This window comes from Pelagovum pacificum, assembly GCF_016134045.1.
Classification (GTDB): domain Bacteria; phylum Pseudomonadota; class Alphaproteobacteria; order Rhodobacterales; family Rhodobacteraceae; genus Oceanicola; species Oceanicola pacificus_A.
This window is the reverse complement of the sequence record NZ_CP065915.1, coordinates 2,624,207-2,649,127: the sequence shown is the minus strand read 5'-3', so window position 1 is coordinate 2,649,127 and position 24,921 is coordinate 2,624,207. Positions and strand designations below refer to the sequence as shown.

The following is a 24,921-nucleotide window of genomic DNA, read 5'->3' as shown; positions in this document are numbered from 1 at the left end:
ACCGGACGACAGATGACCGAAACCGTACTGCTGATCGCCGCCGCCCTGATCGTCGGCATGTCGAAGGGTGGCCTCGCCTCGGCGGCCGCCATCGCCGTGCCGCTGCTGGCGCTTTTCATGAACCCGGTCACGGCGGCGGCGATGTTGCTGCCGGTCTACATCGTGACCGACTGGGTCGGCGTCTGGCTCTACCGCAGGAGCTACTCGCGCCGGAACCTCTGGATCCTCACGCCCTCCCTGCTGTTCGGCGTCGGCGTCGCGACGATCATCACGCCCTACACGCCGGAGTCGCTGCTGCTGATCTTCACCGGTCTCATCGGCCTCTGGTACTGCCTGCGCAGCTGGCTGAAACGCGGCACGGTGGAAAGGACCGAGGCCAAGGTGCTGCCCGGCATCTTCTGGGGCACGCTCACCGGCATCGCGAGCTTCATCACCCATTCCGGCGCGCCGCCGAGCCAGGCCTACCTGCTGCCGCAGAAGCTGCCGAAGCTGGAGTTCGCGGGCACAGTTGCCATCGCCTTCGCGATCGGCAACCTCGTGAAGCTGCCGGCCTACTGGGCGATCGGCCAGCTCGATGGGCTGGACTGGCCGCTGATCGCCGGGCTCGCCGTGACCGGGATCGTGGGCACGGTGATCGGCAAGGCCGTGACCGCGTGGCTGTCGGAGGACGGCTATCTCAAGGTGATCCAGGCGATGCTGTTCATCCTGTCCGTCGCGCTGCTGTTCCGCGGCGGGGCGGAGCTGTTGGGCGCCTAGTCCACCGGCTCCGCGAGTTCGGTCGTCGCCACGAGGTTGCGCAGTTCCGCGATCACGCCCGGCGCCCCGGCAAGGACCGGCGCAGGCCGGTCGAGCGGGTGGGGGTCGCTGACGCCGCCGGCTTCCTCGATCAGCAGCAGCCCGGCGGCGCAGTCCCACGGGGACAGCCTGGGTTCGTAGAAGCCGAGGTAGTGACCAGCGGCGACATGCGCGAGGCTGAGCGCGGCCGATCCGTTCCGCTGAAACGCGCCGCCTCGCGACAGGAGCGCGGCGATAAGTGCCCCCATCCGGTCGGGATGGCCGGAGCCGACCGCCGTCAGCCCGTCTTCGAGCAGGCGCGCCTCTGACACGCGCAACCGGCTGTCGCCAAGCCAAGCGCCTTGTCCGGCGACCGCGCGGTAGAGCCGCCCGCCGCTCGGGTCCGCGACCCAGCCCGCGACCGTCCGCGTACCGTGGCGGAGCGCGACCGACACGGACCATCCGCGCAAGCCGTGCAGGAACGAGGAGGTGCCGTCGATCGGATCGACGATCCAGTTCCAGTCGCTGTCACCGGCCGCGCATCCGTGTTCCTCGCCGATGATCCCGTCACAGGGGACAGCGTCGTGGATCGCGTCGCGGATCAGCAGTTCGACGGCGCGGTCCGCCTCGCTGACGAGGTCCTGTGGGTTTGCCTTGGCCGACACGTCGAGCTCCGCCCGCCGCGCGAAATAGTCGAGCGCGAGGTCCCCGGCATGACCGACGATCCGCGCCCCCGCGTCGCAACGGTCTTCGAGGCCAGTCATGACGGCACCCCCGTCGAGCCGCGCCGCACGAGGCCGACGCCGAGCAGCGAGAGGTCCGCCGGCGTCTGCGGCGCTTCGATACGCCCCGCCAGCGCCTTGAGCGCGGCCTGCGCGAGCGCGTCTACATCCTGACGGATCGTGGTGAGGTCGTAGGCGGGCCACGCCGCCTCCGCGATGTCGTCGCAACCGACCAGCTTCACATCCTCCGGCGCGGTGATGCCGGCCTGCCGCAAGCGGTCGATGAAGCCGAGCGCGATGAAGTCGTTCGCGCAATGCACGCCGTCGACGGACAGGCCCGAGGCGAGGAACGCCTCTCCGGCCTCCATCCCGCCGGCGTGGTTCTGCGCCGCTCCGGCGACCGATCCGGCAAGCGACATGCCGAGCTCGGCCAGCCGCCGCTCGAATGCCAAACGCCGCGCGTCGATGGTGAAGGATCGCCGCCGCTGTCCGGCATAAGCCACCCGGCGGCACCCCGCCTCGTAGAGCGCTTCGGCGGCGAGCAGGCCGGCCGCGTCGGTATCCTGCATCACCCGCGCGGCCCGTTCGTGCACCGGTGCTTTGTTCACCAGCACCAGCGGCACGCCCCAGCGGGCGGATTCGTCGGCGATCTCCACCGGCGGTGTGTCCGACGTGACGATGGCGCCGGCGACGTTGTAGTGCAGCATCATGTCGATCAGACGTCGCGGCTCGTCCCCGTCGGTCCACGGCAGGAGGACCGGGCGATAGCCGCGCGCCACCAGTCCGCGCGACAGTTGGTCGACGAGGATCGCGCGGAACGAGTGGTCCATGTCGGAGACGACGAGCGCGACGAGTTCCGAACGCTGCCGGATCAGGCTGCGGGCGAGGAAGTTCACCCGGTAGCCGAGCTCTTCTGCCGCGGACATGACCTTGGCGCGGGTCTCTTCCGAGACGCTCGCCCCGTCGGTGAAGGTGCGGCTGACGGCGGAGCGGGACACCCCGGCATGGCGCGCCACGTCGAGCGCAGTCACGTTCCTGTCCTTCATCGGATCGTCTTGCGCAGCGCCGCGAGCAGCAGGTCCGCCCGGTCGAGGTTGATCATCTCGGGCCGCCACGCCGCGATCCGGTCGAAGACCTCCGGCTCCGAGCCGAAATACTGGAGCATCGGACGGATGCCGTGCGCCCGGCAGAGCGGCGCCTCGACCTCCCAGTCCCTGACCTGGATCTCGCAGATCTGCGGGTCCAGCGTGGCGACCATCGCGTCGAAACCGTCGAAGTGGAAGATGTTGGCCTTGATGTTCGCCTCCGGCGCAAGCCGTCGGATCTCTTGCAAGAGCTCGGAGTGGGGCGACCAGAAAAAGCAGTCGGCCATGAAGCCTTTTGAGCGGACGAAATCGACAAGCGCCTGCGCGGGGACATCCTTGTCCTCGATATACATGCGCCGCCCGCGCGCGCGGCAGAGGTCGATCGCGGCGTCGAGCGTCGGCACCGTCGCGCCGCGCCAGTGCGGGTCTTTCCAGTAACCGGCGTCGAGCCTGACGAGCTGCTCCGCCGTCATCTCGGACACACGTCCGGTGCCGTCCGTCGTCCGGTCGACGGTGGGATCATGCATCACGACGATCGTGCCGTCCTTCGCCTGCCGCACGTCGAGCTCCAGCCAGTCGCACCCCATGTCGTAGGTCAGCGCGGCGGACTCCATCGTGTTCTCCGGCGCGATATGATTGATGCCGCGATGGCAGACCACCTCGATGCCCGTCGGGGGCAGGGCGTGGAAACCGCCGAGCCGTTCGGGATTGTCGGTACAGATGCCGAGGACCGGCAGCGCGACGAGATCGGCCAGAACCTCGGGCCGTTCCTCGTGCCAGATCGCGACGCCGAGGCCCCGCCGGTCGGCTTCGGCCAGCAGGTCGGGCGTGACGAGGTCCTGCGGCCGGTCGCCGGCATGTTCCCAGCAGAGGTGGATGATGTCCGCACCGGTCGCGTCGGCACGAGCGAAGGGATCCTCGCCGAGCCGGACGAGCACGGTGACGGGCCAGGGGCAATCCGCCTCGATCAGGGCGCGGGCCTCTGCGTCGTCGAATGCGCCGAGCGCGGCGGGCGCAAAGCCGGCTTTCTCGAGCTCCACGACCGCGAGCGGCCCCGCACCGGGCGCCTTCAGGTCGAGGTAGAGCGCCTGTCCGCGTTGCCGCGCCTGCGCGATGGTCGCCGCGAGCGTCGGCACCTCGGGGTGACGTTCGGCCATCTCGCAGGCGGTCAGCGCGGCGATCTCCACCATGCTGCCATCGGTGGCGGTGAAGCTGGGGTCGTGGCTCACCATCGGACACTTGTCCGATGTCAGCCAGATGTCGGCTTCCCACATGTCGCTGCCGAGGTCGGCGGCGAAGTCGAACGCCTGCGGCGTGCCTTCGCGCGCGTGGGCGGAGGCTCCGCGATGCGCGATGCAGAACGGTCTTCCATCGGCGCGGGTGGGCCAGGGATGGGTGAGAGAGGGTCTCACAGTCGTGCTCCGTTCGCATCGAAGGCAAGCATCTTCTCGGTGTCGACGGGCCAGGTCACCGTGTCGCCGACCGAGACATCCTCGCGCACCGGCTGGACCGACCGCAGCACGATGCCCGGCGCAGCCTCCACGTCGAACAGCGTCTCGCGGCCCTGCGGCTCCACGAAGGTCACGCGGCCCGTCGCGCTTGCGCTTCCGCCGGCGCCGAAATGTTCGGGCCTTAGGCCGAGGCTGATCGGACGTCCGCCCGGCATCGCGCCGAGGTGCGAGGGCAGGGGCAGGGACAGGCCATCCATCTCGAACCGTCCGCCCTCGGCGGTCCGCCCGTCGAGGAACACGATCGGCGGGTTGCCGAGGAAGCCGGCGACGAAGCGGTTCACGGGCGAGCGATACATCTCGGTCGGCCGGTCGAGCTGGATGATCTCGCCCTTGTTCATGATCGCGACGCGGTCGCACATGGACATCGCTTCCACTTGGTCGTGGGTGACGAGGATCGCGGTGATCCCGGTCTCGAGCTGGATGCGCCGGATCTCGGAGCGCATCTCGAGCCGCAGCTTGGCGTCGAGGTTGGCGAGCGGCTCGTCCAGCAGTAGCACGTCCGGCCGGCGCACGATGGCGCGGGCGAGGGCGACGCGCTGTTGCTGGCCGCCGGACAGCTGCGCGGGTTTGCGGGCCAGCAGCTCTTCGATGTGGACCAGTTCCGCCGTCTCGCGCACCCGGCGCGTGACCTCGGCCGCGTCGGCGCGGTTGGCGCCGACGGTGAGCGGGAAGGCGATGTTCTCCTCAACGCTCATGTGCGGGTAGAGCGCGTAGTTCTGGAACACGACGCCGACGTTGCGCCGCTGGCTCGGCAGGTTGGAGACGTCGCGCTCGCCGAACAGGATGCGCCCGCCGTCGGCGCGGTAGATACCGGCGATGGACAGGAGCGTCGTGGACTTGCCGCAGCCGGAGGGACCGAGCAGGGCCATCATCTCTCCGTCCTCGACCACGAGGTCGAGGTCTTCGATGACAGCGGTCCCGTCGAACCGCTTGGTGAAATTGTCGAGGTGCAGTCGCATCAGCCCTTGGTGCCTCCGCCGAAGATGTTCATGAGCCGGTTCTGGAAGATCACGAAGAGCAGGATCACCGGCAGGGTGTAGAAGACGCCAACCGACTTGAAGAGGTTGAAGTCGTAGCCGAGCTGGTCGGCAGCGATGAGTTCATTGAGGAAGACCGACAGCACGGTCATCTCCGAGCCGGGCGCGAGGATGCGCGGCAGCAGGTACTCGCCCCAGCCATCGAGGAAGGAGAACACGCCGAGCGCGACGAGGCCGGGTTTGACCTGCGGCAGGATCAGGCGGCGCCAGACGGTGAAGCGGCTCGCCCCGTCCTGCACGCCCGCCATCTCGATCTCCCACGGGACGGCGTCGTAGAAGCCTTTCATGATCCAGATGCCGAAGGGCAGCATCAGTGCGCCCTTCACGAGGATCACCCCGATCATCGAATTGTAGAGCCCGGTGAAGTTCAGAACGAAGAACACTCCGATCAGCAGGGTCACGGCGGGAAAGGCGTGCATCACCATGATTCCGGCGAGGAAGAACCGCCGGTAGGGGAGGTGCAGCCGGGAGATCGCGTAGGCCGCCGTGGTCGACAGCGACAGCACAATCACCATCATCGACAGGGCGAGGATGAGGCTGTTGCCCGTCGCCGCCCAGACGTTGCCGACCACCGACGTATCGAACAGGAACCGCCAGTGCTCGAGCGTGAACCGGTCGGGCCACAGCTCTCCCGGCGGGGCGTCGGTGAAGGTGTCGAGGATCAGGAAGCCATACATCACCATCAGCGGCAGGCTGACGAGCGTGATGGCGAGGATCAGCGGGATGGTGGAGAAGTTGCGCGTCATGGCGGTGCCTCAGAATTCGATCTTCGGACGCGAGACGAGCTCGCCGAACTTGAAGATCATGAGGTAGATGATGGAGAGCGCCAGCCCGACCACGACGAGGATCAGCGCCATCGCTGCCCCCATTCCGTATTCGAGGTTGCCCGAGTAGTTGGACAGCGCGGTCTTGAACGCTTCGAGCGCCCAGACCGTCGTCGTCTTGCCGGGGCCGCCGTTGGTGGTGAGCCAGATCTGCTCGTAGGACGAGAGCAGCGAAAGCGTCTGGTAGGCGGTCACGAACAGGATCGGCCAGCGCATCTGCGGCAGGATGATCCGACGCACCTGCTGGAGCCGCGTCGCGCCGTCGACCTCTGAGGCCCAGAGCTGCTGCACCGGGATCGCCCGCAGCGCGCCCGAGAACAGGATCAGTCCGAACGAGGCGCCGATGAAGCCGTTGACGGAGATCATCGTCATCCACGCGGTGACGACCGAGCCCTTCATGTAGTTGAACGAGGGCAGGCCGACCTGCTCGGCCAGGATCGGCAGGAAGCCGTCCTCCCAAGTGAACCACTTCCACATGATCGTGTAGAGCACGACCGGCGTGATCCGGGGCAACAGCCAGACGGTGCTGAAGAAGCCTGTCACGGGCTTCGGCATGTAGAACAGCACGATGGCGAGGAAGAGACCGAGCCCGACGTTGAAGACCGACAGGGTCGCGCCGACGTAGAGCGCGGTGTTGGCGATCAGCCGTCCGGTTTCGGGCTGCGTGGCGAGGCGGGTGAAGTTCTCAGTCGTGAAGACGGCGCCGGTGTAGGAGGCGTCGAGCACCATGTCGCGCACGGCGTCCGACAGGTCCGGCGCGGTCGCGTCGAGCTGCGCGGCAAGCGCGTCGCGCGTCTCGTGCCGGCGGTTCAGGACGGACTGGCCGAAGGCTTCGGCGGCGGACTTGATCGCGCGCGGGCTGCGGGGCGCGGCGGGGAGGTCGCGCAGGACGCGCTCGAAATCGCGCTGGTCTTCGTAGCTTTCGCCCGTCAGGCGCTCTGCGATCTGGTCGACGAAGGCGGCGTCGGCGCCGGCAGCGCGCGCGGCCGCGAGCCCCGCGTCATCGACGGAGTAGGTCGCGGCGGAAATGGCGAGCGCCTCGTCCTCGGTCAGGCCCCGGTCGCGTAGCTGGCGCAGGTCGGTCGGCGTGATGACGAAAGTGCCCCGCCCGATCCCGGTCGAGGTCGAGAGGTCGGTGAAGGCGAAGACCCCGGTCAGCGCGACCGGCGTGAAGAAGAAGGCCAGCAGCATGATCAGCGCGGGCGCCATCATCAGCAGGCCGAGCCCGGAGACATGCCCCCGGGCCTTTCGGCGAGTGGGACGGCGCGTCGCGCGCGCCGTCCCGTCCGTCATCGGCTTAGCGAACGATGACATCATCGCCGAGCGCCTGAGTCACGTTGGCTTCGACTTCCGAGACAGCGTCCTCGACCGAGGTCACGCCGGTCCACGAGGCTTCGAGCCCGTCGAACATCGCCGTCCAATAGGTCCCGAAGTCGGAGTTGTTCGGGATCGCATTGGTGTGGGGCGCCAGCCGCTCGGACGCGGCGGAGAGCCAGCGGTCGTCGGCGTAGATCGGCACAAGCGTCTCTGCCTCGGAGATGCCGAGGTGGGCGGACTTCACCGCGTGCAGCGCGTTGATGCGCGGTTCGGAGGCGATGGCGATCAGCTCGGCCGCGATCATCGCCTCGTCCTCGGACGCGGCGGACGTCAGCAGGTAGACGAGCGGGTGGGTGATCGAGTTGGCGCGGCCGTTCTCGTCCCCGGCGGGGATCAGCGTGTACTGCACCGTGCCGAAGAAATCCTCGAGCCCGAACTGGTTCGTCCACTGGGCATAGTGCCAGGTGCCGCCGTGCCAGACGCCGTAATTGCCGGACGCCGCGTTCTGGTGCCAGCTGTCCCACTCGGTGCCGAGGTGGGTGTCCGACACGACGCCCATCTCGGCGGCGTCGGTGAAGAACTGGTACATGCCGGTCAGCGCCTCGGTGTCGACCACGAGCTTGCCGGTCTCCGGGTCGGCCATCTCGCCGCCGAAGGACTGGTAGAACTGCCAGTAGTCCGGACCGTTCGACACGCGCGGGCCGAAGCCCATGCCGGCCTCGATGACGCCCTCGTCCTGCATCTGCTTCACGGCGTCGAGCATGTCGTAGAGCGTGAACTCACCGGATTCGACGCGGGCGGGCAGGCTTTCGATCTCTTCGGCGGACCAGCCGATCGCCTCCAGCGCGGGGATCGACCAGTACATGACGCGCGCTTCGGCGTCCTGCGGCACGCCCCAGATCTGACCGTTGTAGCTCGCGACGTCGATCAGGTTCGGGTAGATCGAGCTCAGCGGCCAGACGTCGAAGAAGGTGTAATCCTCGATCGGCACGATCAGGCCGGCTTCGGACCAGGGGCCTATGTCTTCGTGTCCGGAGACGAGGATGTCGGGCGCGTTGCCCGCTTCGGCGGCCAGGGTGAAGGCCTGCTTGAAATCGTCCCAGCCGGACCAGGCCTGGCTTTCGACGGTGATGTTGAGCTCTTCGCCGCGAATCTCGGCTTCGCGCTCGAGGATCTCGGCGGCCATGCCGATGGCGTCGTAGCGGTAGTTGGAATCGTCGCCGGTCCCTCCGGACCAGACGGTGATGGTGTAGTCCTGCGCGAGGGCGGAGACGGCGCAGCAGGAGAGCAGCGCAGCGCCGAGCCCGAGGCGGACGGGCTTGTCGAGAATGGTCATGGCAATTCCCAGATGTTCGGTTTCATGTCCGTTGCACTCGTGTGCAAGGCCGGACCATCGGTGGATTCGGTGACAGCCGGACAAAGGCTTCATGTCGGTTTCGCGACAATCCCGGCGGTGGTCGCCGCTGTCTGTGTGGCCCGGTCGCCAGGTGTCTGGAATCGCTGAACGACTTCGCCGTGCTGATTTGCCAGACATCAGAAAATTGCATGGGTAACCGTTTACCCTTTGCGAATCGCGCACCTTTTCGTATTGGTTAAACGATTACTCAGGGAGAGAGTATGCAGGACCAAGGGGGGAGCGGGCGCGCCACGATTCGTGATGTCGCCAACGCGGTAGGCGTGTCCACCGCGACCGTTTCCAAGGTGATGAACGCGACGGGCAGAGTGTCTGCCGAGACTCGCAAGGCGGTTCTCGAGGCCGCGCGGGAGCTCGACTTCCGCCCTAACGCGATGGCGCGGGCGCTGCAGTCGAACCGTAGCTCCTCGGTCGGGCTGTTGACGGACGATACCTACGGCCGCTTCAGCCTTCCGCTGATGGCGGGGCTGACCGAGGGGCTGATCGCGCAGGGCATGTCGGTGTTCCTCTGTGTGATCGACGGCCCGAAAGAGCTCGGCGCGACGCATCTCGACGCGCTGCTGCAGAAGCGCGTCGACGGGCTCATCATATCCGGCCGCCGGGTCGACCGGCTGCCCGACATCGACCTGACCGGGGTGACGGTGCCGACCGTCTACGCGCTGAGCCACGGCCCGGCGGACGGCGTGACGCTGGCCCCGGACGAACGCCACGGTGCGGCGCTCGCCGTCTCGCACCTGATCGAGATCGGGCGCCGCAGGATCGCCCACGTCACCGGCCCGCGCCGGTTCCGCGTCGCGATGGAGCGCGCCGAAAGCTGGCGCGACACGCTCGCGGCAGAGGGTCTCTGGAAGGAGGGCGAGGCGCTTCACGGAGACTGGTCGCAAGGTTGGGGTCACACGGCGGCGGCGCACCTGATCGACGGGCGCCCGGCCTCCGACTGGCCCGACGCGGTGTTCTGCGGCAGCGACCAGATCGGCCTCGGCATGATCGACGCGTTCCGGGAGCGCGGCATCGACGTGCCCGGCCAGATCGCGGTGATCGGCTTCGACAACTGGCAGGTGCTGGCCGCGCAGGCCCGCCCGCCGCTGAGCTCGATCGACATGAACCTGCCGGAGCTCGGCAGGGAAGTCGGGCGCACCCTGACGCGTATGATCGCGGGGGAGAGCCCGGCAACAGGAACGACCCGATTGCCCTGCACGCTGGTGCCGAGGGCGTCGACCATCGGCCCGGCCGGCTGACCGGACCGTCATTTGAGGAGGAGGACCACAATGACACTTACGACACGCAAGTTCACGACCGGACTGACGATCGCGACGCTGCTCGCGACGACGACGCCGCTGGCGGCGCAGGAGACCCTCACGATGTGGGGCAGGGACGACGTCGCCGTCTTCCTGCCGGACCTCGTGGAGGCCTTCAACGCCAGCCACGAGACGCAGATCGACCTGCAGATCGTACCGAGCGCCGAGATGGTTCAGAAGTACGCGACCGCCGCCGCCGGTGGTTCCGCGCCCGACCTCGTCTCGATCGACCTGATCTACACCCCAGCCTTCGCGGCGGCCGGTCAGCTCGAGGACCTCACCGAGTTCGCGCAGGAGCTGCCCTACTTCGACCAGCTTTCCCCGGCCCACGTCGGCGTCGGAACCTATGATGGCAAGATCTATGGCCTGCCGCTCGGCGCGGACGCCTCGCTCATCATCTACAACAAGGACCTCTACGAGCAGGCCGGTCTCGATCCCGAGGCCCCGCCGACCACGTTCGCCGAAGTGGCCGAACATGCCGCCGCGGTCGACGCGCTGGGCGAGGACATCCACGGCTTCTACTACGCCGGGGCCTGTCCGGGTTGTAACGCCTTCACCTTCCTGCCGATGGTCTGGGCCTCGGGCGGCACGCTGTTCTCCGACGACACGCGCACCGTCACGCTCGACACGCCGCAGATGCGGGCGGCGGTCGACCTCTATCGCGGCATGATCGAGGACGGGCTGGTCCCGGCGGGCGCGCAGACCGACAGCGGCGCGAACTTCCTCGCCGCCTTCGCGGGGGGCAACATCGGGCTGCAATATTCCGGCGCCTTCGCGATCGGTGCGCTCAAGAACGACTACCCCGATCTCGACTACGGTGTCGGCTTCATCCCCGGCGAAGAGGGCGGCTTCTCCTCCTTCGCGGGCGGCGACAACTTCGTCGTCACGGCCGGCATCGAGGACATGGCCCCGGTCCGCGAGTTCGTGGACTTCATGTACTCCGAGGAAGGCCAGACGATGCTGGCCCAGGCGACCGGCGTTCCGGTCAACGGCGCGGTGGCGGATGCCGCGCTCGAAGGGCTGGACGAGCGGTACGTGACCGCGACCGAGGCTATGGCCAACGGCAAGACCCCGGCGACGCCGATCTACAACGACCTCATCAACTCCTCCACCAGCCCGTGGAGCAGCTTCATCGGCGAGGTCTTCTATACCGACGACGTCGACGGGACCTTCGAGTACCTCCAGGACGAGATGCAGTCGATCATCGACATGTCCGACTACTGAGACGCGTGACCACCATCGCCCGCCCCCTCGCGGGGCGGGCGTCATCCCGAAGATGAGCTGGCAGGCAGACCCATGAGCATCACCGAACACACCGCGGAGGCCGCAGCGATCGCCGGCCCCGACCGGACGAGAAGCGGCCGGCGCAAGCAGCGCCGCAGGGCGCTCGCCGGGTTCCTCTTCGTGAGCCCCGCCGTGCTGCTCGTGGTCGTCTTCTTCCTGATCCCGCTCTGCAGCGCCGCGTGGATGTCGCTCCACCGCTGGCCACTGATGGGCGAGGCCCGCTTCATCGGCTTCGACAATTACGTGCGGATGTGGGGCGACACGCGCTTCTGGGACGCGATGCAGTTCACGATCTACTACACGATCGTCGTCACCATCGCGATCTTCGCGGTCGCCTTCCCGCTGGCGCTGTTCGTGCAGCAGCCCAACCGCGCCAACAGCTTCTACCGCACCGCGATCTTCCTGCCGGTCGTCGTCGGCTTCGGCTCCGCCGCGCTTCTGTGGGTGTGGCTGATGAACGTCGACACCGGCCTGTTCAGCCCCGCCGCCGTGGCGCTCGGCATCACGGAAGAGCCGGTCAACCTGCTCGCCAGCTTCAACGGCGTGTTCTGGTCGGTCATCATCATGGTCGTCTGGAAGACTGCCGGCCTGACGATGGTGATCCTGATGACAGGTCTGCAGGGCGTGCCCGGCGACATCCTCGAGGCGGCACGCATCGATGGCGCCTCGCCGGCGCAGCGCTTCCGGCGGATCACCCTGCCGCTCATGCGGCGCACCATCGCGCTGGCGCTGACGCTGTCGGTCGCGGGCTCGATGCTGGCGTTCGACCAGTTCTACCTGATTTCGAGCGGTGGCCCGAGGAACAGCACGCTGACGGCGGTCTACTGGATCTTCACCCAGTCGTTCGTCTCGTTCCGCCTCGGCTACGGGTCGGCACTGTCGATCGTGCTGCTCATCATCCTCGTCATCATCAGCACCATCCAGCTCCGCCTGCTGCGCGACCCGAGGGACACGAAATGACGGACATCACCGACCACGACCTCGCCCCCGCCGATGCGCCGCGGGAACGCCGCAAGCCACGCCGCCGGATCGAGAAGGTCCTCAGACATCTGTTCGGCATCACCATATCTGCCATCTTCCTCGCCCCGCTGGCCTGGGCCCTGCTGGCGAGCCTGAAGCCGACGACCGAGGCGCGCCAGCCGCCGATCCCGCCGTGGCCGACGACCGGCTTCAGCACCGACAGCTACGAAGTGCTCGGCACCGTGGGATCGGGCCTCTGGACCCACGCGATGAACAGCGTGATCGTCTCAGTCGCGACGGTGGCCCTGTCGATCGTGGTGAGCTTCTTCGCCGGCTACGGGTTCTCGCGGTTCAGCTTCCCGTTCAAGAACCTGCTGTTCGTGCTCATCATCTCGACGATCATGATCCCGTTCCAGTCGATCCTGACGCCGCTGTTCCTGCTGCTGTCGAAGATCGGCCTGCAGAACTCGCTGTTCGGGCTGATCCTGATCTACACGACGCTGCAACTGCCGTTCTCCGTCTTCATGATGCGCAACGCGTTCGACGGCATCCCGAAGGAGCTGGAGGAAGCCGCCCGCGTCGACGGGGCCGGGGTCTTCACCGTGCTGATCCGGGTCATGGCGCCGCTCGTGCTGCCGGGGCTCGTGACCGTCGCGATCTTCGCTTTCCTCGCCGCGTGGAACGAGTTCCTTGCCGCGCTGGTCCTGATGACGGACCAGGACAACTACACGCTTCCCATTCTCATCGCCGCCGTGCGCTCCGGCAACTTCGGCGCGGTGGACTGGGGCGCGGTTCAGGCCGGGGTCACCGTCATGATGGTGCCCTGCCTGATCCTCTTCATCACCCTGCAACGCTACTACCTGCGCGGACTGACCGCCGGGGCCGTCAAGTGACGGTACGACCTGAAAGGACCAACGACATGGATGCCGTGACAGACAAGGCGACCCGCCAGTACCGCCCGCCAGCGATCCCCGATGTCGAGCTTCGCGGCTTCTGGGGCGAGCGTGCCGACGCGGTGTCGGCGAAGACCGTGCATATCCTGCTCGACCGTTGTGCCGAGGCGGGGATGTTCGACCAGATCGACCCCTCCCGCCCGGTGCCCGAGCAGCGGCTGAAGTTTCACCGCCGCGAGGGCAAGGAGTCGACCGTGACCACCCAGATGTTCTGGGACAGCGACGTCGCCAAGGCGCTCGAGGCCGCGGCCTATGCCGTCCATCGCCGCCGCGACCCGGCGCTCGAGGCGCGGGTGGACGAGATCATCGCGATGTTCGCCGCGCTCCAGCGCGAGGACGGCTACTGCAACTCGTGGTACCTGCGGATGCAGCCGGGCAAGGAATGGACGAACCTGCGCGACTGCCACGAACTCTACTGTGCCGGGCACCTGATGGAGGCCGCCGTCGCCTATCACCAGGCCACGGGCAAGCGCGTGCTGCTCGACGTGATGTGCCGCTACGCCGACCTGATCGACCGCAAGTTCGGCTGGGGCGAGGACCAGATGCAGGGCTATTGCGGCCACGAGGAGATCGAACTCGCGCTCATCAAGCTCGGCCGCGAGGTGAATGAGCCGCGCTACCTCGAGCTCGCGAAGTTCTTCGTCGATGTCCGGGGCCAGCAGCCCCACTATTTCGACGAGGAGGCGAAGCGGCGCGGCGCATCGCCCGACGGCTTCGTGCACGGCACCCATGAATACAGTCAGAGCCACAAGCCGGTCCGCGAGCAGGACCGCGTCGTCGGCCACGCGGTGCGGGCGATGTATCTCTACAGCGGCATGGCCGACGTCGCGACGGAGTTCAACGACAACAGCCTGACCGCGCCGCTGGAGACGCTCTGGGCCGATGTCACGCAGCGCCAGATGTATATCACCGGCGGCATCGGGCCCGAGGAGCACAACGAAGGCTTCTCCGATCCGTACCACCTGCCGAACGATACCGCCTATGCCGAGACCTGCGCCTCGATCGCGCTGGCGATGTGGGCCAGCCGGATGCTGGGCCGTGGCCCGGACCGCGAATATGCGGACGTGATGGAGACCGCGTTCTACAACGGCGCGCTGTCGGGGCTGTCGATGGACGGCGGGCAGTTCTTCTACGAGAACCCGCTCGAAAGCCACGGCCATCACCATCGCTGGGACTGGCACCGCTGCCCCTGCTGCCCGCCCAACATCGCCCGCGCCGTGACTTCGATCGGGACCTACATGTACGGGGTCGCGGACGATGCGCTGGCCGTGCATCTCTATGGGGCGAGCAAGGCGCGCTTCACGCTCGGCGGGTCCGCCGTCACCATCGAGCAGGAGACCGAGTATCCGTGGGACGGGCGCATCAAGCTGACGATCGGCACCGACGGTCCGGCCCGCTTTGCCCTGTCGCTGCGGCTGCCGGGCTGGTGCGCGGACCCGTCCGTCACGCTCGGCGGCGAGGCGGTCGATCTCTCGGGCACGGAGGGCACCGGCTACGTCACGATCGAGCGGGAATGGTCGGATGGCGATGTCGTCACCCTCGACCTGCCGATGGCGGTCACCGCGCTGCGGGCGGACCCGCGCGTCCGGGCCGACCGGGGCCGCTCCGCGCTGACGCGCGGGCCGCTGGTCTATTGCATGGAAGGCGCGGACAACGACGTGACACTCGACACCGTGTTGCTGAACGGCGGGCTCGACAAGGCGGAGACGGTGCCGCTGCCGGCACTCGGCGACGCGGTCGGCTTCCGCCTGCCGGTCACCGTCGAGACGCACGAGGACTGGGGCCGCGCGCTCTACCGCACGACGGCGCCGACCGTCACGGCAGGGCAGGGGACCTTCGTGCCCTATCACCTGTGGGACAACCGCGAACCGGGGGAGATGCTGGTATGGCTGCGGACACACTGACCGAAGAGCTCACCGCCGACACCGGCGCGGGCACCATCGAGCTTCGCCGGCTGCGCAAGCAGTTCGGCGGGCACGAGGTGATCCACGGCGTCGACCTCTCCGTCCAGAGCGGCGAGTTCTGCGTTTTCGTCGGACCTTCGGGCTGCGGCAAGTCCACGCTGCTGCGGCTGATCGCCGGACTGGAGGACGTGTCGTCCGGCGACGTCTGGATCGGCGGAGAGGACGTCACCGACAACGACCCGTCCAAGCGCGGCATCGCGATGGTTTTCCAGTCCTACGCGCTCTACCCGCACATGACGGTGCGCGAGAACTTGGGCTTCGGGCTGTCGCTGGAGCGTCTGCCGAAGGCTCAGATCGCCGAGCGGGTGGAGGCTGCCGCGCAGGTGCTCGATATCAGCCCGCTGCTAGACAGGCGGCCGGCGCAGCTTTCGGGCGGGCAACGGCAGAGGGTCGCCATTGGCCGAGCCATCGTGCGCAAGCCGCGCGCCTTCCTGTTCGACGAGCCGCTCTCCAACCTCGACGCGGAGCTGCGGGTCGGCATGCGGGTGGAGATCGCCCGCCTGCATCGCGAACTCGGCAACACGGTGATCTACGTCACCCACGACCAGACAGAGGCGATGACGCTGGCCGACCGGATCGTGGTGCTGAGGAGTGGCCGGATCGAGCAGGTCGGCACGCCCCGGCAGCTCTACGAGGACCCGGACAATTCCTTCGTTGCCGGGTTCATCGGCTCGCCCCGGATGAACTTCCTGCGGGGCGAATGGCGGAACGGGCAGGCGTGGATCGGCGGGCAGGGTTTCCCGGTGAATCTCGCCGCGCCGCCGGCGGACGGGGCCGCCATCGACGTCGGCCTGCGTCCCGAACACCTGTCCGTCAGCCCGTCGGGCGAGGGCGCGCCGGGTCTCTCCGGAACGGTGGAGCTGTCGGAATATCTCGGCGGCACGCAGTTCGTGCACCTCACCCTCGCCGACGGTTCGGATGTCTCTGCCGAGTACCGGGGGAAGGAGGACTTCTCTCCGGGGCAGGCGGTGACGATCACGCCGGTGGAGGATGCCGTCCGCATCTTCGATGCGAACGGCCAGCGTATGCGGTAGGCCGCGCCGTCAGGCGTGGCCCTCGTCCGGGGCGCGCGGCAGCAGCGGCTTGATCGCCCGCAGGAAGCTGTCGATGTAGGTCAGCAGCACCGGCACCACGACGAGCGTGAGCAGCGAGGACGAGATCAGCCCGCCGATCACGGCGTGCGCCATCGGCGCATTCTGCCCCGAGCCGCCGTGGATGTTCAGCGCCAGTGGCAGCATCCCGAAGATCATCGCAAGCGTCGTCATCACGATCGGCCGGAAGCGGGTGGTGCCCGCCTCGACGAGCGCGTCGAACAGGTTCATCCCCGCGCGCCGGTGCTGGTTGGCGTTGTCGACCAGCAGGATCGCGTTCTTCACCACGAGGCCCATCAGCATGATGAAGCCGATGATGGAGAACATGTTCAGCGTCGATCCCCCGACCAGCAGGCCGGCCATCACGCCGATCAGCGCCAGCGGCAGCGACGACATGATCGCGATCGGCTGCACGAAGCTGGCGAACTGCGAGGCGAGCACGAGGTAGATGAACACCACGGCCAGCAGCAGCGCGGCAGCGGCGGAAGCACCGGATTCCGCGATCTGCTCGCTGTCGCCGCCGAAGCCGGTGCGGTAGCCCGGCGGGATCTCGGTGTCGGCGATCGCCTGTTGCAGCAGGGGTTGCGCGGCGCGGATGTCGATCCCGTCGAGGCCGGAGGTCACCGACACCGACCGCTCGCGGTTTTCGCGGGTGATCTCTCCCGGTCCGACGGAACTTCCGACGGTGGCGAGCTGGTCCAGCCGCACCACTCCCGTGCCGTCGGCGTTGGTCGCCACGGGCAGGGAGCCGAGCCGGTTGGGATCGTTGCGCACCTCTTCCGGCAGGCGCAGCAGCACGTCGTAGCTGTCGCCGTTCGGCGCGGTCCAGTCGGACACGGTCTGCCCGGCGATCATCGGTGACAGCGCCTGCCCGATCTGGGACAGCGACACGCCGAGGTCGGAGGCCGCGTCGCGATCCACCCGGATGCCGATGGTCGGCTGCGGATCGTCGAGACTGGTGCGCACGTCGGTGAAGCCCTCGGTCGCCTCGAGGTTCGCGGCGAGCTCGGACGAGATCCGCGTGAGCACGTCGAGGTCGCTGCCGTAGAACTTCACCTCGACCGGCGTCGCGACGCCGCTGCCGAAGGAGCCGGGAGGCCCGGCCCGGAACAGCGCGCCGGGGATCTGGTCGAGCGCGTCGCGCACCAGCGGTGTCAGCTGCGTCGGGTCCATCTCGCGCTCGGTCGGATCGGTCAGACGCACGACGACGGAGGCGGCGTTCTCACCCGAGTTGGTGCCGGAGTTGATCGTCGCGTAGGTGCCGATGACTTCCGGGAACTCGCGCAGGAGCGCGTCGACCTGGGCGATCTTCTCGGCGGTTCGTTCCAGCGGCGTGCCGACCGGCATCTCGATGTCGACCTGCATCTCGGAATTGTCCGCCGGGGGCACGAACTCGGCGCCCACGAACGGGAACAGCGCAAGGCCGCCGACGAAGAACATGAAGGCCGCGATAAGCGTGGTCTTGCGCCAGCGCAGCGCCGTCCGGAGCAGCCCCTCGTAGCGCCGGCCGAGCCATTCGAAGAACCGCTCGAACTGGTGGATCAGGCGGCCGAGCGGCCCCCGCTTGCGGTTCGGGTCCGCCGCCGGGTCGTACCAGACCGACGACATCATCGGGTCGAGCGTGAAGGACACGAAGAGCGAGATCAGCACCGCGACGGATACGGTCACGCCGAACTGCAGGAAGAAGCGTCCGAGGATGCCTTCCATGAAGGCGACCGGCAGGAACACCGCGATGACGGACAGGGTCGTGGCCAGCACCGCGAGGCCGATCTCGTTGGTCCCGTCGAGCGCGGCCTGCCGGTGGTTCTTGCCCATCTGCAAGTGGCGCATGATGTTCTCGCGCACGACGATCGCGTCGTCGATCAGGATGCCGATGGACAGCGACAGGGCCATCATCGTCATCATGTTGAGCGTGAAGCCGAGGAAGTAGATCGCCGCCATCGTGCCGATGATCGAGATCGGCAGCGTCAGGCCGGTGATGACGGTCGACCGCCAGGAGTTGAGGAACAGGAAGACGATCAGGGTCGCGAGAATCGCGCCCTCGATCAGCATGGATTGCACCGTCTCGAAGCTGTGCTCGACCGGGACGGCGTTGTCGCGGATGATCTCGATGTCGATCCCCTCGTAGAAGGGATCCTCGGCGAGCTCGGCGATCTCTTCGCGCACCGCTTCGGCCACGGCGACGGTGTTGGCGCCCTGGGTCTTGACGATGTCGACGGCGAGCGCCGTCTCGCCGTTCAGCATGGCGAGGCTGGTGCGCTCGGCGAGGTCGGTGTCGATGTCGGCCACGTCGCCGAGGCGGACGGGATAGCCGCCGCGTCGGGCGACGATGATCTCGTCGAAGCCGCCAAGCGTCTCGATCCGGCCCTCGACCTGAACCGATTGCGTGCTGTCGCCGCTCGTGACGGAACCGGCGGGCAGGTCGGCATTCTCCGCGGCGAGCGCGGCGGCGATCTCGGACGCGCCGATGCCGAGCGAGGCCTGCCGGTCGGGATCGACCAGCACGTGGACTTCGCGCGGCAGGCCACCCACGACGGAGGCCCGGCCGACGCCGGCGATGTTGGCGAGCCGTGTGGCGAGCTGATCCTCGGCGATCGCGGTCAGCGTGCCGGGGTCGTAGATGTCCGACGAGATCCCGATCGAGATGATCGGCAGCTCCGAAGGGTCGAAGCGGAGGATCTGCGGGTCCTCTGCGTTGTCAGGCAACGAGCCTTCGATCTGGGCGATGCGGTCGCGCACGTCCTGCGCCGCGACCGAGCTGTCGACTTCCAGCTGGAACTGGATCAGCACCATGGCCGAGCCGGTCAGCGCGGTGGAGGTCACCGTGTCGATGCCCGAAAGCGTCGAGACGCTGTCCTCGATCGGCTCGATGATGTCGCTCTCGACCGCTTCCGGCGTCGCGCCGGGGTAGGAGGTCACGACCGCGACGATCGGGAAGTCGACCTCGGGCAGCTGCTCGACCGGGATACGCTGATAGGAGAACAGGCCGATCACGAAGACCGCCACCATGATCATGGTGGCGAAGACCGGCTGGTTGACGGAGATCCGCGTCAGGAACATGGGGCTTACTCTCCTGTCAACGTGACTTTGGTGTCGGGTTGCAGGCGTTCGAAGGCGACGGCGACGATGGTGTCACCGGGCTCCAGCCCCTCGGAGATCTCGGCCACCCGGCCACGGTCCCACATGCGGGCGATGGTGATGTCCTGCCGAACGGCGATCTCGTCGACGATCTTCAGCACGAAGCTGTTGCCCTCGGCATCCTCGCGGATCGCCTCGACCGGAACGCCGATCACGTCGTCCTTGCGGTCGAGCTGAAGCTCGCCGGAGGCGAACATGCCACCGCGCAGGACGCCGTCGGGATTGCTGATCGCCGCGAAGATCGGCAGCATCCGCGTGCCCGACGCGGCGACGGGCGAGACGCGCTCCACCTTGCCCTCGAAGCTGTCGTCGCCGAAGCCGTCGACGAGGATCTCGACCGTCTGCCCGGTCCGCACACGCGGCGCGTAGAAGACCGGAACGGCGCCCTCGAGCTCCAGCGAGGAGATGTCGACGATCGACAGGAGCGGCGCGCCGGTGCTCACGAACGCGCCGGGGTCGACATCGAGCGACGACACGACGCCGGAGAACGGCGCGGTGATCGTCGCCTTCTCAAGCGACTGCTCGGCGGTATCGACCTGCCGTTCGAGCGCGGCAAGGTTGGATTGCAGTTGCTGAACGTTCGAGACGTTGCTGTCGAGCGTGGAGGAGGTGGCGACACCCCGGTCGACGAGGCTCTGCGTCCGCTCGAGCTCGCCTTGCGCGAATTCGAGCTGGGCGCGGGTCGCGTCGGCGGTCGCCTGGCTCTGTTCGAGCTGGTTGCGCAGCGTCTCGAGGCCGATCCGGATCAGCACGTCGCCCTCGGTCACGTCTTCACCGGCGCGGCGCGTCACTTCATCGACGTGGCCGGAGACTTCCGCGGAGATGGCGAGCTGACGGTTCGGCGCGAGGGAGCCCGTGATGCGCACCGTCTCGCGCAGCGTTCCGACCTCGATCTCGGCGATCTCGCTCGGCAGAAGCTGGACGATCCGCTCTTCCGCCGGTTCGGTTTCTTCCACGGGTACTTCGGCATCCTCGGCGGCCGGCGCGGCGCTCGCCTCACCGGTCATGTCGCCGGTGGGCAGGTCGATGAGGCCGCGTTCGTTGGCGGTGTAGAGCCCGAAGCCCCCGGCGACGAGCAGCAGGATTACCCACGGCCACTTGCGCCGGGGCGGCTTGCGGCCGTCTTCGATGGCCTGCTTCGCCTTGCGCTCGCGACGGGTGAGGGCCCAGTCGGGCTTGGGTGGTTCGGTCGGTTTGTCGGACATGGCGGCTACTCGGTCTCGGCGGGCGTTGCGGGGGCGGGCTGGTCGAAATCCTCGGACCAGGCCGCAAGGAAACGGGCGGATTTGCGATAGAAGAACGCGGTCTCCTCGACCTTCCGTCGTTTTTCGGTGTCGTCGGGAAACTCACCGGCGACGTCCTCGATCTGCCGGGCGAAGCGGTAGAAGGTCTCCGACATCCGGGTGAGGATGCGGCTGTGCGGGTCATCGCTTGCGCGCCAGTGATCCTGCCGGGAGCCGCGCCGGTTCACCCGGACTGCGGACCCCCGTGTCTCGAGCAGCCGGACATTGGTCGAGACGGAGGCCTTGGACACGCCGAGCGCCTCGGCGATCTCGCTGAGACTGCAATCGTCTCCGGACAAGGTGAGGTAGCCCATGATCTCTCCGGCGATCCTGGGGCTGCCCTGGTCCTGGGCGATGCTGCCGAGCAACTCGATGAACTTCAGGTCGGTGTCTTGCATGGGCTTCTTTCGTTCAGAGTGTTCAGTATGAACTGAACGCTCATGCCGCAAGTGCAAAATGCCCCGGGCCGCGCTGCGGCAACCCGCCATGCGCCGCACGCAGGTCTCAGATGTCGCGGTTCTTGAGGCTGTAGAGCGCGCTTGCCCGACCAAGGTGGTCTCGCATTTCCTTGGCGGACCGGTCTTCGTCTCCGGCGCCGCCTACTCGCTCGACAGCCAGCCCCGCAGGTCCGGCCCTTCCGCGTCGAGCCGGGCCTCGATGATGTCGAGGAACAGCCGCGCGGAGGCGGACAGCGGGTCGTTGCGGCGGGTGATGATCGAGTAGGGGACGACGCTGATCTCGGTATCGACCGGAAGGTAGTCGAGCCGCGCGCCGAGGCCCTGCTGGCTGGCGTAGAAGTCGTAGACCGCGCGGGGTACCGGCGCGATCGCGTTGGTTGTCGCGACGAGCGAGAGGGTGACGAGCAGGGACGCGGTGCTGATCGTCCGGGCGGGCAGTTCGAACCCCTGGTGGAGCAGGAACAGCTCCACCGTATGGCGCATCAGACCGCCGATCGGCTGCATGATCCAGTCGTAGGCGAGCGCTTCGTCCAGCGTCACCTGCGGCCGGCGCAGCAGCGGATGGTCGGCGCGGACGAGCAGGTGGATCCACTCCGGCCCGATCTCGCGCAACTCGACGTCCGACGCGTCGATATTGCCGAGCAGACGGCCGATGTAGAAGTCGAGTTCCCCGCCCACCAGCGCCTCGGCGAGGTGGTCGGACGTGTCGACGTTCACGCTCAACTCGATCTCTGGATGGGTGAGCCGGGCCTGCCGGATCGCCGGGATCACGACCTCCAGCGCGGGCCCGGTCACGGCGCCGAACATGACCCGTCCGCGTACGCCGCTCGACAGTTTCGACAGGGCGTGGCCGGCATCCTCCAGCTCCTGCGTGATCCGTCGCGCCCGCGCCGCCAGCATCCGCCCGGCATCGGTGAGCATGATTCCCCGCGGGTGGCGTTCGTAGAGCTTGACCCCCGTCAGACGCTCGAGGTCAGCCATCATGCGCGACGCAGCGGGTTGTGACATCGCAAGCTGCGCTGCAGCGGCGCTGACCTGTCCGGTCTCGCCGATTGCCCTCAGCAGACGGAGCTGGGACAGCTTAAGTCCCTGACGAATAAGTGAGTCCCGATCCAACGGCGACACCCCTTGCTGCGCTGCAAAAACTGCGTGGATATATCAGCCTCGTTATATCGGAAGTCAAACATCGAATTTGTATGAAATATGAGGCGCCGGTAACCGTGTGGTCGGAGAACGCGCCGGACAACGTGCGGCGCAGGGGAGGAGACTTCGACAGAGATGCTGGACAGCTCGACGGGAACACCTTGCCCGGGCGTGCTGCCTGCTTGTCTGCCGGGGGGAGGTCGACAACAACACATGCTGCTTTCTCAGGTCAGGGATAACGATGGACGAACTGCTGTTGTTCTGCGCGAAGGGACGGAAGCCTACCGTCTGCGGGGCTTCCAGACCGTCTACGACCTGGTCTGTGACTGCATCGAGCGGGGCGTGACCATCTCGGCCCGCATCCAGTCGCTCGGCTTCGGCGCGGTGATCGACCTCGAGCAATGCTACCTCGAAGGGCGCGTCCTGCCGCCGCTGACCCATCCCGAGCCGTCCCGGCTCTATCTCACCTGCGCAGGCAACGACGACCGCGACGGGGCCGAGGGCACCGGGCCGGACTGGTACTACAAGGGCAACGGCGACTCGCTGGTTGCGCCGGGCATGGACCTGCCGCCGCCCCGTCCGACGCACGAGGCCGCGGAAGAGCCGGAACTCGCCGGGCTTTACGTCATCGGCACCGACGGTGCGCCCTTCCGTCTGGGCTTTGCGCTCGCCAACGAGTTCGTGGCGTCCGACGGGGCGAACGCGCCGAGCGCCCGCTCGCGGCTGCGGCCCGCCTCGGTCGGCCCCGAGCTCCGGCTCGGCTCTCTGCCGCGCGACGTGATCGGCGTCTCCCGCATCCGGCGGGGCACGGCGATCGTCCACGAGCGGCGCTTCCACACGGGCGAGGCGACGATGACCCATGACATCGCCATGCTCGAGGGCACGCACTTCTGCTACGACGCCTTCCGCCGGCCGGGAGACGTCCACATCCACATTTTCGGCGGCGTCGTCTCCTCCCATGGGGAGGAGTTCCGATCCGAGCCCGGAGACATCTTCGAAATCGAGGCGGACGGCTTCGGCCTGCCGCTGCGCAACCCGCTCGGCCCCGCTCTCGCGGCGACGGGACAGCGCGCCATCGCGGTCACACCGCTCTGACACCACGGACTCCCCCGCGTCGCTGACGCGGCCGAAAAAGAAGGACCAGGACGAATGAAAGTGAATGCGGCGCTCCACCGCGATTTCCGGATCGGCACGATCGACGACCGCCTCTATGCGGCGTTCATCGAGCACATGGGCCGGGCGATCTACTCCGGCATCTACGAGCCGGGCCACCCCGAAGCGGACCACATGGGCTTCCGCAAGGACGTGATGGAGCTGGTCAAGGGCCTCAACATCCCGGCCATCCGCTATCCCGGCGGCAACTTCGTCTCGGCCTACGACTGGAAAGACGGCATCGGTCCGAAAGAGGATCGCCCGATGCGGATGGACCTCGCGTGGCGTTCGCGCGAAAGCAACCAGGTCGGCATCAATGAATTCGCCCACTGGGCGAAGGAGACGGACATCGAGATGATGCTCGCCGTCAACCTCGGCTCCAAGGGCCTGCAGGATGCGCGCGACTTCGTCGAGTACGTGAACATGCCGGGCGGCACCTTCTGGTCCGATCTCCGCAAGAGCCACGGCGTCGAGGACCCCTACGACGTCAAGATGTGGTGCCTCGGCAACGAGATGGACGGTCCCTGGCAGATCGGCCACAAGGAAGCCAAGGAATACGGCCGTATCGCCGACGAGACCGCGAAAGCCCTGCGTCAGATCACGCCGGGTGCCGAGTTCATCGTCTGCGGCTCCTCGAACGACGGCATGGCGACCTACCCCGAGTGGGAGCGCCAGGTGCTCGACGAGTGCTACGAGAACGTCCACTACATCTCGCTGCACAAGTATTTCGGCAACTCCTCGAAGGACACGCTGAACTTCTTCGGCAAGATCGAGGAGACGGGCCGCTACATCCAGGCGATCGGCGGCGTCATCGACTTCATCAAGGCCAAGAAGCGCGCCAAGAACGACGTCTACATCTGCTTCGACGAGTGGAACGTCTGGTATCACATCCGCGAGGAAGACCATAAGCGCTGGCACACGTGGGACTGGCCGGAAGCCCCCGCGCTTCTGGAAGAGGACTACAACTTCGAGGACGCGCTGTTCATCGGCGGCCTGCTGAACGAGTTCATCCGCCGCTCCGACCGGGTCCGCATCGCCTGTATCGCGCAGCTCGTGAACGTCATCGCCCCGATCCGGGCGGAGAAGGGCGGCCCGGCATGGCGCCAGACGATCTACTGGCCCTACCAGTTCGCGTCGTTGCACGGCCGCGGCGAGGCGCTGAACGTCTCCGTCGATGGTCCGACCTACAATTGCGAGGTCGCCAGCGACGTTCCCTACATGGATATCGCCGCGACCTGGGACCGTGCCGCGGGCACCGTGACGGTCTTCGCGCTGAACCGGCACCTGACCGAGACGGCGGAGCTTTCGATGTCGCTTACCGGCTTCGACAGCGCCGAGGTCATCATGCACAAAGTCATGGAAGGTCACGACCTCGAAGCGACCAACGGCCCCGACAAGCCCGACGCCATCGCGCCGACCGACGGCAAGGGCATCGGTGTCGATGACGGTTCCTTGAAGGGCAGCCTCGCGCCGCTGTCGTATCATGTCGTGAAACTCAAGGTTGGCTGAGAAG

At 67.4% G+C, this 24,921-nt stretch carries 20 protein-coding genes; 9 read left to right on the top strand and 11 right to left on the bottom strand.

Annotated features, from left to right (window positions below):
- The first annotated feature begins 12 nt into the window (after window positions 1-12).
- Window positions 13-756 carry a sulfite exporter TauE/SafE family protein gene (locus tag I8N54_RS13015; RefSeq protein WP_140197270.1) on the top strand — a complete coding sequence of 248 codons (744 nt, stop codon included), beginning with the start codon at window positions 13-15 and terminating at the stop codon, window positions 754-756.
- On the opposite strand, the gene I8N54_RS13010 is transcribed toward I8N54_RS13015, so the two are convergent.
- Genes I8N54_RS13010 through I8N54_RS12980 form a run of 7 tightly spaced genes read right to left on the bottom strand, consistent with a single transcriptional unit; the run spans window position 753 to window position 8,606 of the window.
- A complete protein-coding gene (locus I8N54_RS13010) occupies window positions 753-1,538 on the bottom strand; it encodes an inositol monophosphatase family protein (protein WP_140197269.1) in 786 nt (261 codons plus the stop codon). The genes I8N54_RS13015 and I8N54_RS13010 overlap by 4 nt on opposite strands.
- The gene (locus tag I8N54_RS13005) at window positions 1,535-2,542 is read right to left on the bottom strand and encodes a LacI family DNA-binding transcriptional regulator (RefSeq protein WP_140197268.1); all 1,008 of its coding nucleotides are present in this window, start codon (window positions 2,540-2,542) and stop codon (window positions 1,535-1,537) included. Before I8N54_RS13005 ends, I8N54_RS13010 begins: the two co-directional genes overlap by 4 nt.
- The gene (locus I8N54_RS13000; protein ID WP_197097667.1) at window positions 2,539-3,993 is read right to left on the bottom strand and encodes a glycerophosphodiester phosphodiesterase family protein; all 1,455 of its coding nucleotides are present in this window, start codon (window positions 3,991-3,993) and stop codon (window positions 2,539-2,541) included. Before I8N54_RS13000 ends, I8N54_RS13005 begins: the two co-directional genes overlap by 4 nt.
- Window positions 3,990-5,051, bottom strand: a complete 1,062-nt coding sequence (locus I8N54_RS12995; protein ID WP_140197266.1) for an ABC transporter ATP-binding protein — start codon at window positions 5,049-5,051, stop codon at window positions 3,990-3,992. Before I8N54_RS12995 ends, I8N54_RS13000 begins: the two co-directional genes overlap by 4 nt.
- Window positions 5,051-5,875 carry a carbohydrate ABC transporter permease gene (locus I8N54_RS12990; RefSeq protein ID WP_140197265.1) on the bottom strand — a complete coding sequence of 275 codons (825 nt, stop codon included), beginning with the start codon at window positions 5,873-5,875 and terminating at the stop codon, window positions 5,051-5,053. Before I8N54_RS12990 ends, I8N54_RS12995 begins: the two co-directional genes overlap by 1 nt.
- A gap of 9 nt (window positions 5,876-5,884) precedes the next feature.
- Window positions 5,885-7,270: a carbohydrate ABC transporter permease gene (locus tag I8N54_RS12985; RefSeq protein ID WP_197097666.1), complete on the bottom strand. Its 1,386-nt coding sequence runs from the start codon at window positions 7,268-7,270 to the stop codon at window positions 5,885-5,887.
- On the bottom strand, window positions 7,251-8,606 hold the full coding sequence (locus tag I8N54_RS12980) for an ABC transporter substrate-binding protein (RefSeq protein WP_140197264.1): 1,356 nt from the start codon (window positions 8,604-8,606) through the stop codon (window positions 7,251-7,253). The genes I8N54_RS12985 and I8N54_RS12980 overlap by 20 nt, the downstream gene beginning before the upstream one ends.
- Window positions 8,607-8,887: 281 nt before the next feature.
- On the opposite strand from I8N54_RS12980, the gene I8N54_RS12975 reads away from it, so the two are divergent.
- From I8N54_RS12975 to I8N54_RS12950, 6 genes are all read left to right on the top strand, one after another.
- Window positions 8,888-9,922: a LacI family DNA-binding transcriptional regulator gene (locus tag I8N54_RS12975; protein WP_140197263.1), complete on the top strand. Its 1,035-nt coding sequence runs from the start codon at window positions 8,888-8,890 to the stop codon at window positions 9,920-9,922.
- A gap of 30 nt (window positions 9,923-9,952) precedes the next feature.
- Entirely contained in the window at window positions 9,953-11,206 is a 1,254-nt protein-coding gene (locus I8N54_RS12970; RefSeq protein WP_140197262.1) for an ABC transporter substrate-binding protein, read from the top strand.
- A gap of 72 nt (window positions 11,207-11,278) precedes the next feature.
- Window positions 11,279-12,226: a carbohydrate ABC transporter permease gene (locus I8N54_RS12965; protein WP_140197261.1), complete on the top strand. Its 948-nt coding sequence runs from the start codon at window positions 11,279-11,281 to the stop codon at window positions 12,224-12,226.
- Window positions 12,223-13,119, top strand: coding sequence for a carbohydrate ABC transporter permease (locus I8N54_RS12960; protein WP_140197260.1), 897 nt, complete (start codon window positions 12,223-12,225; stop codon window positions 13,117-13,119). Before I8N54_RS12965 ends, I8N54_RS12960 begins: the two co-directional genes overlap by 4 nt.
- Window positions 13,120-13,145: 26 nt before the next feature.
- Window positions 13,146-15,083, top strand: a complete 1,938-nt coding sequence (locus I8N54_RS12955; RefSeq protein ID WP_140197259.1) for a glycoside hydrolase family 127 protein — start codon at window positions 13,146-13,148, stop codon at window positions 15,081-15,083.
- Entirely contained in the window at window positions 15,065-16,177 is a 1,113-nt protein-coding gene (locus I8N54_RS12950) for an ABC transporter ATP-binding protein (RefSeq protein WP_140197258.1), read from the top strand. Before I8N54_RS12955 ends, I8N54_RS12950 begins: the two co-directional genes overlap by 19 nt.
- 9 nt (window positions 16,178-16,186) lie before the next feature.
- Here the strand turns inward: I8N54_RS12950 and I8N54_RS12945 are convergent, their stop codons facing one another.
- The 4 genes from I8N54_RS12945 to I8N54_RS12930 all read right to left on the bottom strand — a co-directional run bounded on the left by I8N54_RS12945 (window position 16,187) and on the right by I8N54_RS12930 (window position 22,238).
- The gene (locus I8N54_RS12945; protein ID WP_140197257.1) at window positions 16,187-19,294 is read right to left on the bottom strand and encodes an efflux RND transporter permease subunit; all 3,108 of its coding nucleotides are present in this window, start codon (window positions 19,292-19,294) and stop codon (window positions 16,187-16,189) included.
- A gap of 5 nt (window positions 19,295-19,299) precedes the next feature.
- Window positions 19,300-20,577 carry an efflux RND transporter periplasmic adaptor subunit gene (locus tag I8N54_RS12940; protein WP_140197256.1) on the bottom strand — a complete coding sequence of 426 codons (1,278 nt, stop codon included), beginning with the start codon at window positions 20,575-20,577 and terminating at the stop codon, window positions 19,300-19,302.
- Window positions 20,578-20,582: 5 nt separating this feature from the next.
- A complete protein-coding gene (locus I8N54_RS12935; protein ID WP_197097665.1) occupies window positions 20,583-21,053 on the bottom strand; it encodes a GbsR/MarR family transcriptional regulator in 471 nt (156 codons plus the stop codon).
- Between the two features lie 201 nt (window positions 21,054-21,254).
- The gene (locus I8N54_RS12930; RefSeq protein WP_231592753.1) at window positions 21,255-22,238 is read right to left on the bottom strand and encodes a LysR family transcriptional regulator; all 984 of its coding nucleotides are present in this window, start codon (window positions 22,236-22,238) and stop codon (window positions 21,255-21,257) included.
- 231 nt (window positions 22,239-22,469) lie between these two features.
- Here I8N54_RS12930 and I8N54_RS12925 point away from each other — a divergent pair, with 231 nt between their 5' ends.
- Both I8N54_RS12925 and arfA read left to right on the top strand, forming a co-directional pair.
- Entirely contained in the window at window positions 22,470-23,351 is an 882-nt protein-coding gene (locus tag I8N54_RS12925) for a GguC protein (RefSeq protein WP_140197254.1), read from the top strand.
- Window positions 23,352-23,405: 54 nt separating this feature from the next.
- Window positions 23,406-24,917: an arabinosylfuranosidase ArfA gene (arfA, locus tag I8N54_RS12920; protein WP_140197253.1), complete on the top strand. Its 1,512-nt coding sequence runs from the start codon at window positions 23,406-23,408 to the stop codon at window positions 24,915-24,917.
- The last annotated feature ends 4 nt before the right edge of the window (window positions 24,918-24,921 follow it).

What these genes read in the sequence shown, in the direction of transcription:
- I8N54_RS12935 (WP_197097665.1), bottom strand. Translation starts at nt 21,053, where the DNA reads ATGCAAGACACCGACCTGAAGTTCATCGAGTTGCTCGGCAGCATCGCC.
- I8N54_RS12970 (WP_140197262.1), top strand. Translation starts at nt 9,953, where the DNA reads ATGACACTTACGACACGCAAGTTCACGACCGGACTGACGATCGCGACG.
- I8N54_RS12945 (WP_140197257.1), bottom strand. Translation starts at nt 19,294, where the DNA reads ATGTTCCTGACGCGGATCTCCGTCAACCAGCCGGTCTTCGCCACCATG.
- I8N54_RS12975 (WP_140197263.1), top strand. Translation starts at nt 8,888, where the DNA reads ATGCAGGACCAAGGGGGGAGCGGGCGCGCCACGATTCGTGATGTCGCC.
- I8N54_RS12955 (WP_140197259.1), top strand. Translation starts at nt 13,146, where the DNA reads ATGGATGCCGTGACAGACAAGGCGACCCGCCAGTACCGCCCGCCAGCG.
- I8N54_RS12990 (WP_140197265.1), bottom strand. Translation starts at nt 5,875, where the DNA reads ATGACGCGCAACTTCTCCACCATCCCGCTGATCCTCGCCATCACGCTC.
- I8N54_RS12995 (WP_140197266.1), bottom strand. Translation starts at nt 5,051, where the DNA reads ATGCGACTGCACCTCGACAATTTCACCAAGCGGTTCGACGGGACCGCT.
- I8N54_RS12925 (WP_140197254.1), top strand. Translation starts at nt 22,470, where the DNA reads ATGCTGCTTTCTCAGGTCAGGGATAACGATGGACGAACTGCTGTTGTT.
- I8N54_RS12985 (WP_197097666.1), bottom strand. Translation starts at nt 7,270, where the DNA reads ATGATGTCATCGTTCGCTAAGCCGATGACGGACGGGACGGCGCGCGCG.
- I8N54_RS13010 (WP_140197269.1), bottom strand. Translation starts at nt 1,538, where the DNA reads ATGACTGGCCTCGAAGACCGTTGCGACGCGGGGGCGCGGATCGTCGGT.
- arfA (WP_140197253.1), top strand. Translation starts at nt 23,406, where the DNA reads ATGAAAGTGAATGCGGCGCTCCACCGCGATTTCCGGATCGGCACGATC.
- I8N54_RS12980 (WP_140197264.1), bottom strand. Translation starts at nt 8,606, where the DNA reads ATGACCATTCTCGACAAGCCCGTCCGCCTCGGGCTCGGCGCTGCGCTG.
- I8N54_RS12960 (WP_140197260.1), top strand. Translation starts at nt 12,223, where the DNA reads ATGACGGACATCACCGACCACGACCTCGCCCCCGCCGATGCGCCGCGG.
- I8N54_RS12950 (WP_140197258.1), top strand. Translation starts at nt 15,065, where the DNA reads ATGGCTGCGGACACACTGACCGAAGAGCTCACCGCCGACACCGGCGCG.
- I8N54_RS12940 (WP_140197256.1), bottom strand. Translation starts at nt 20,577, where the DNA reads ATGTCCGACAAACCGACCGAACCACCCAAGCCCGACTGGGCCCTCACC.
- I8N54_RS12965 (WP_140197261.1), top strand. Translation starts at nt 11,279, where the DNA reads ATGAGCATCACCGAACACACCGCGGAGGCCGCAGCGATCGCCGGCCCC.
- I8N54_RS13015 (WP_140197270.1), top strand. Translation starts at nt 13, where the DNA reads ATGACCGAAACCGTACTGCTGATCGCCGCCGCCCTGATCGTCGGCATG.
- I8N54_RS13005 (WP_140197268.1), bottom strand. Translation starts at nt 2,542, where the DNA reads ATGAAGGACAGGAACGTGACTGCGCTCGACGTGGCGCGCCATGCCGGG.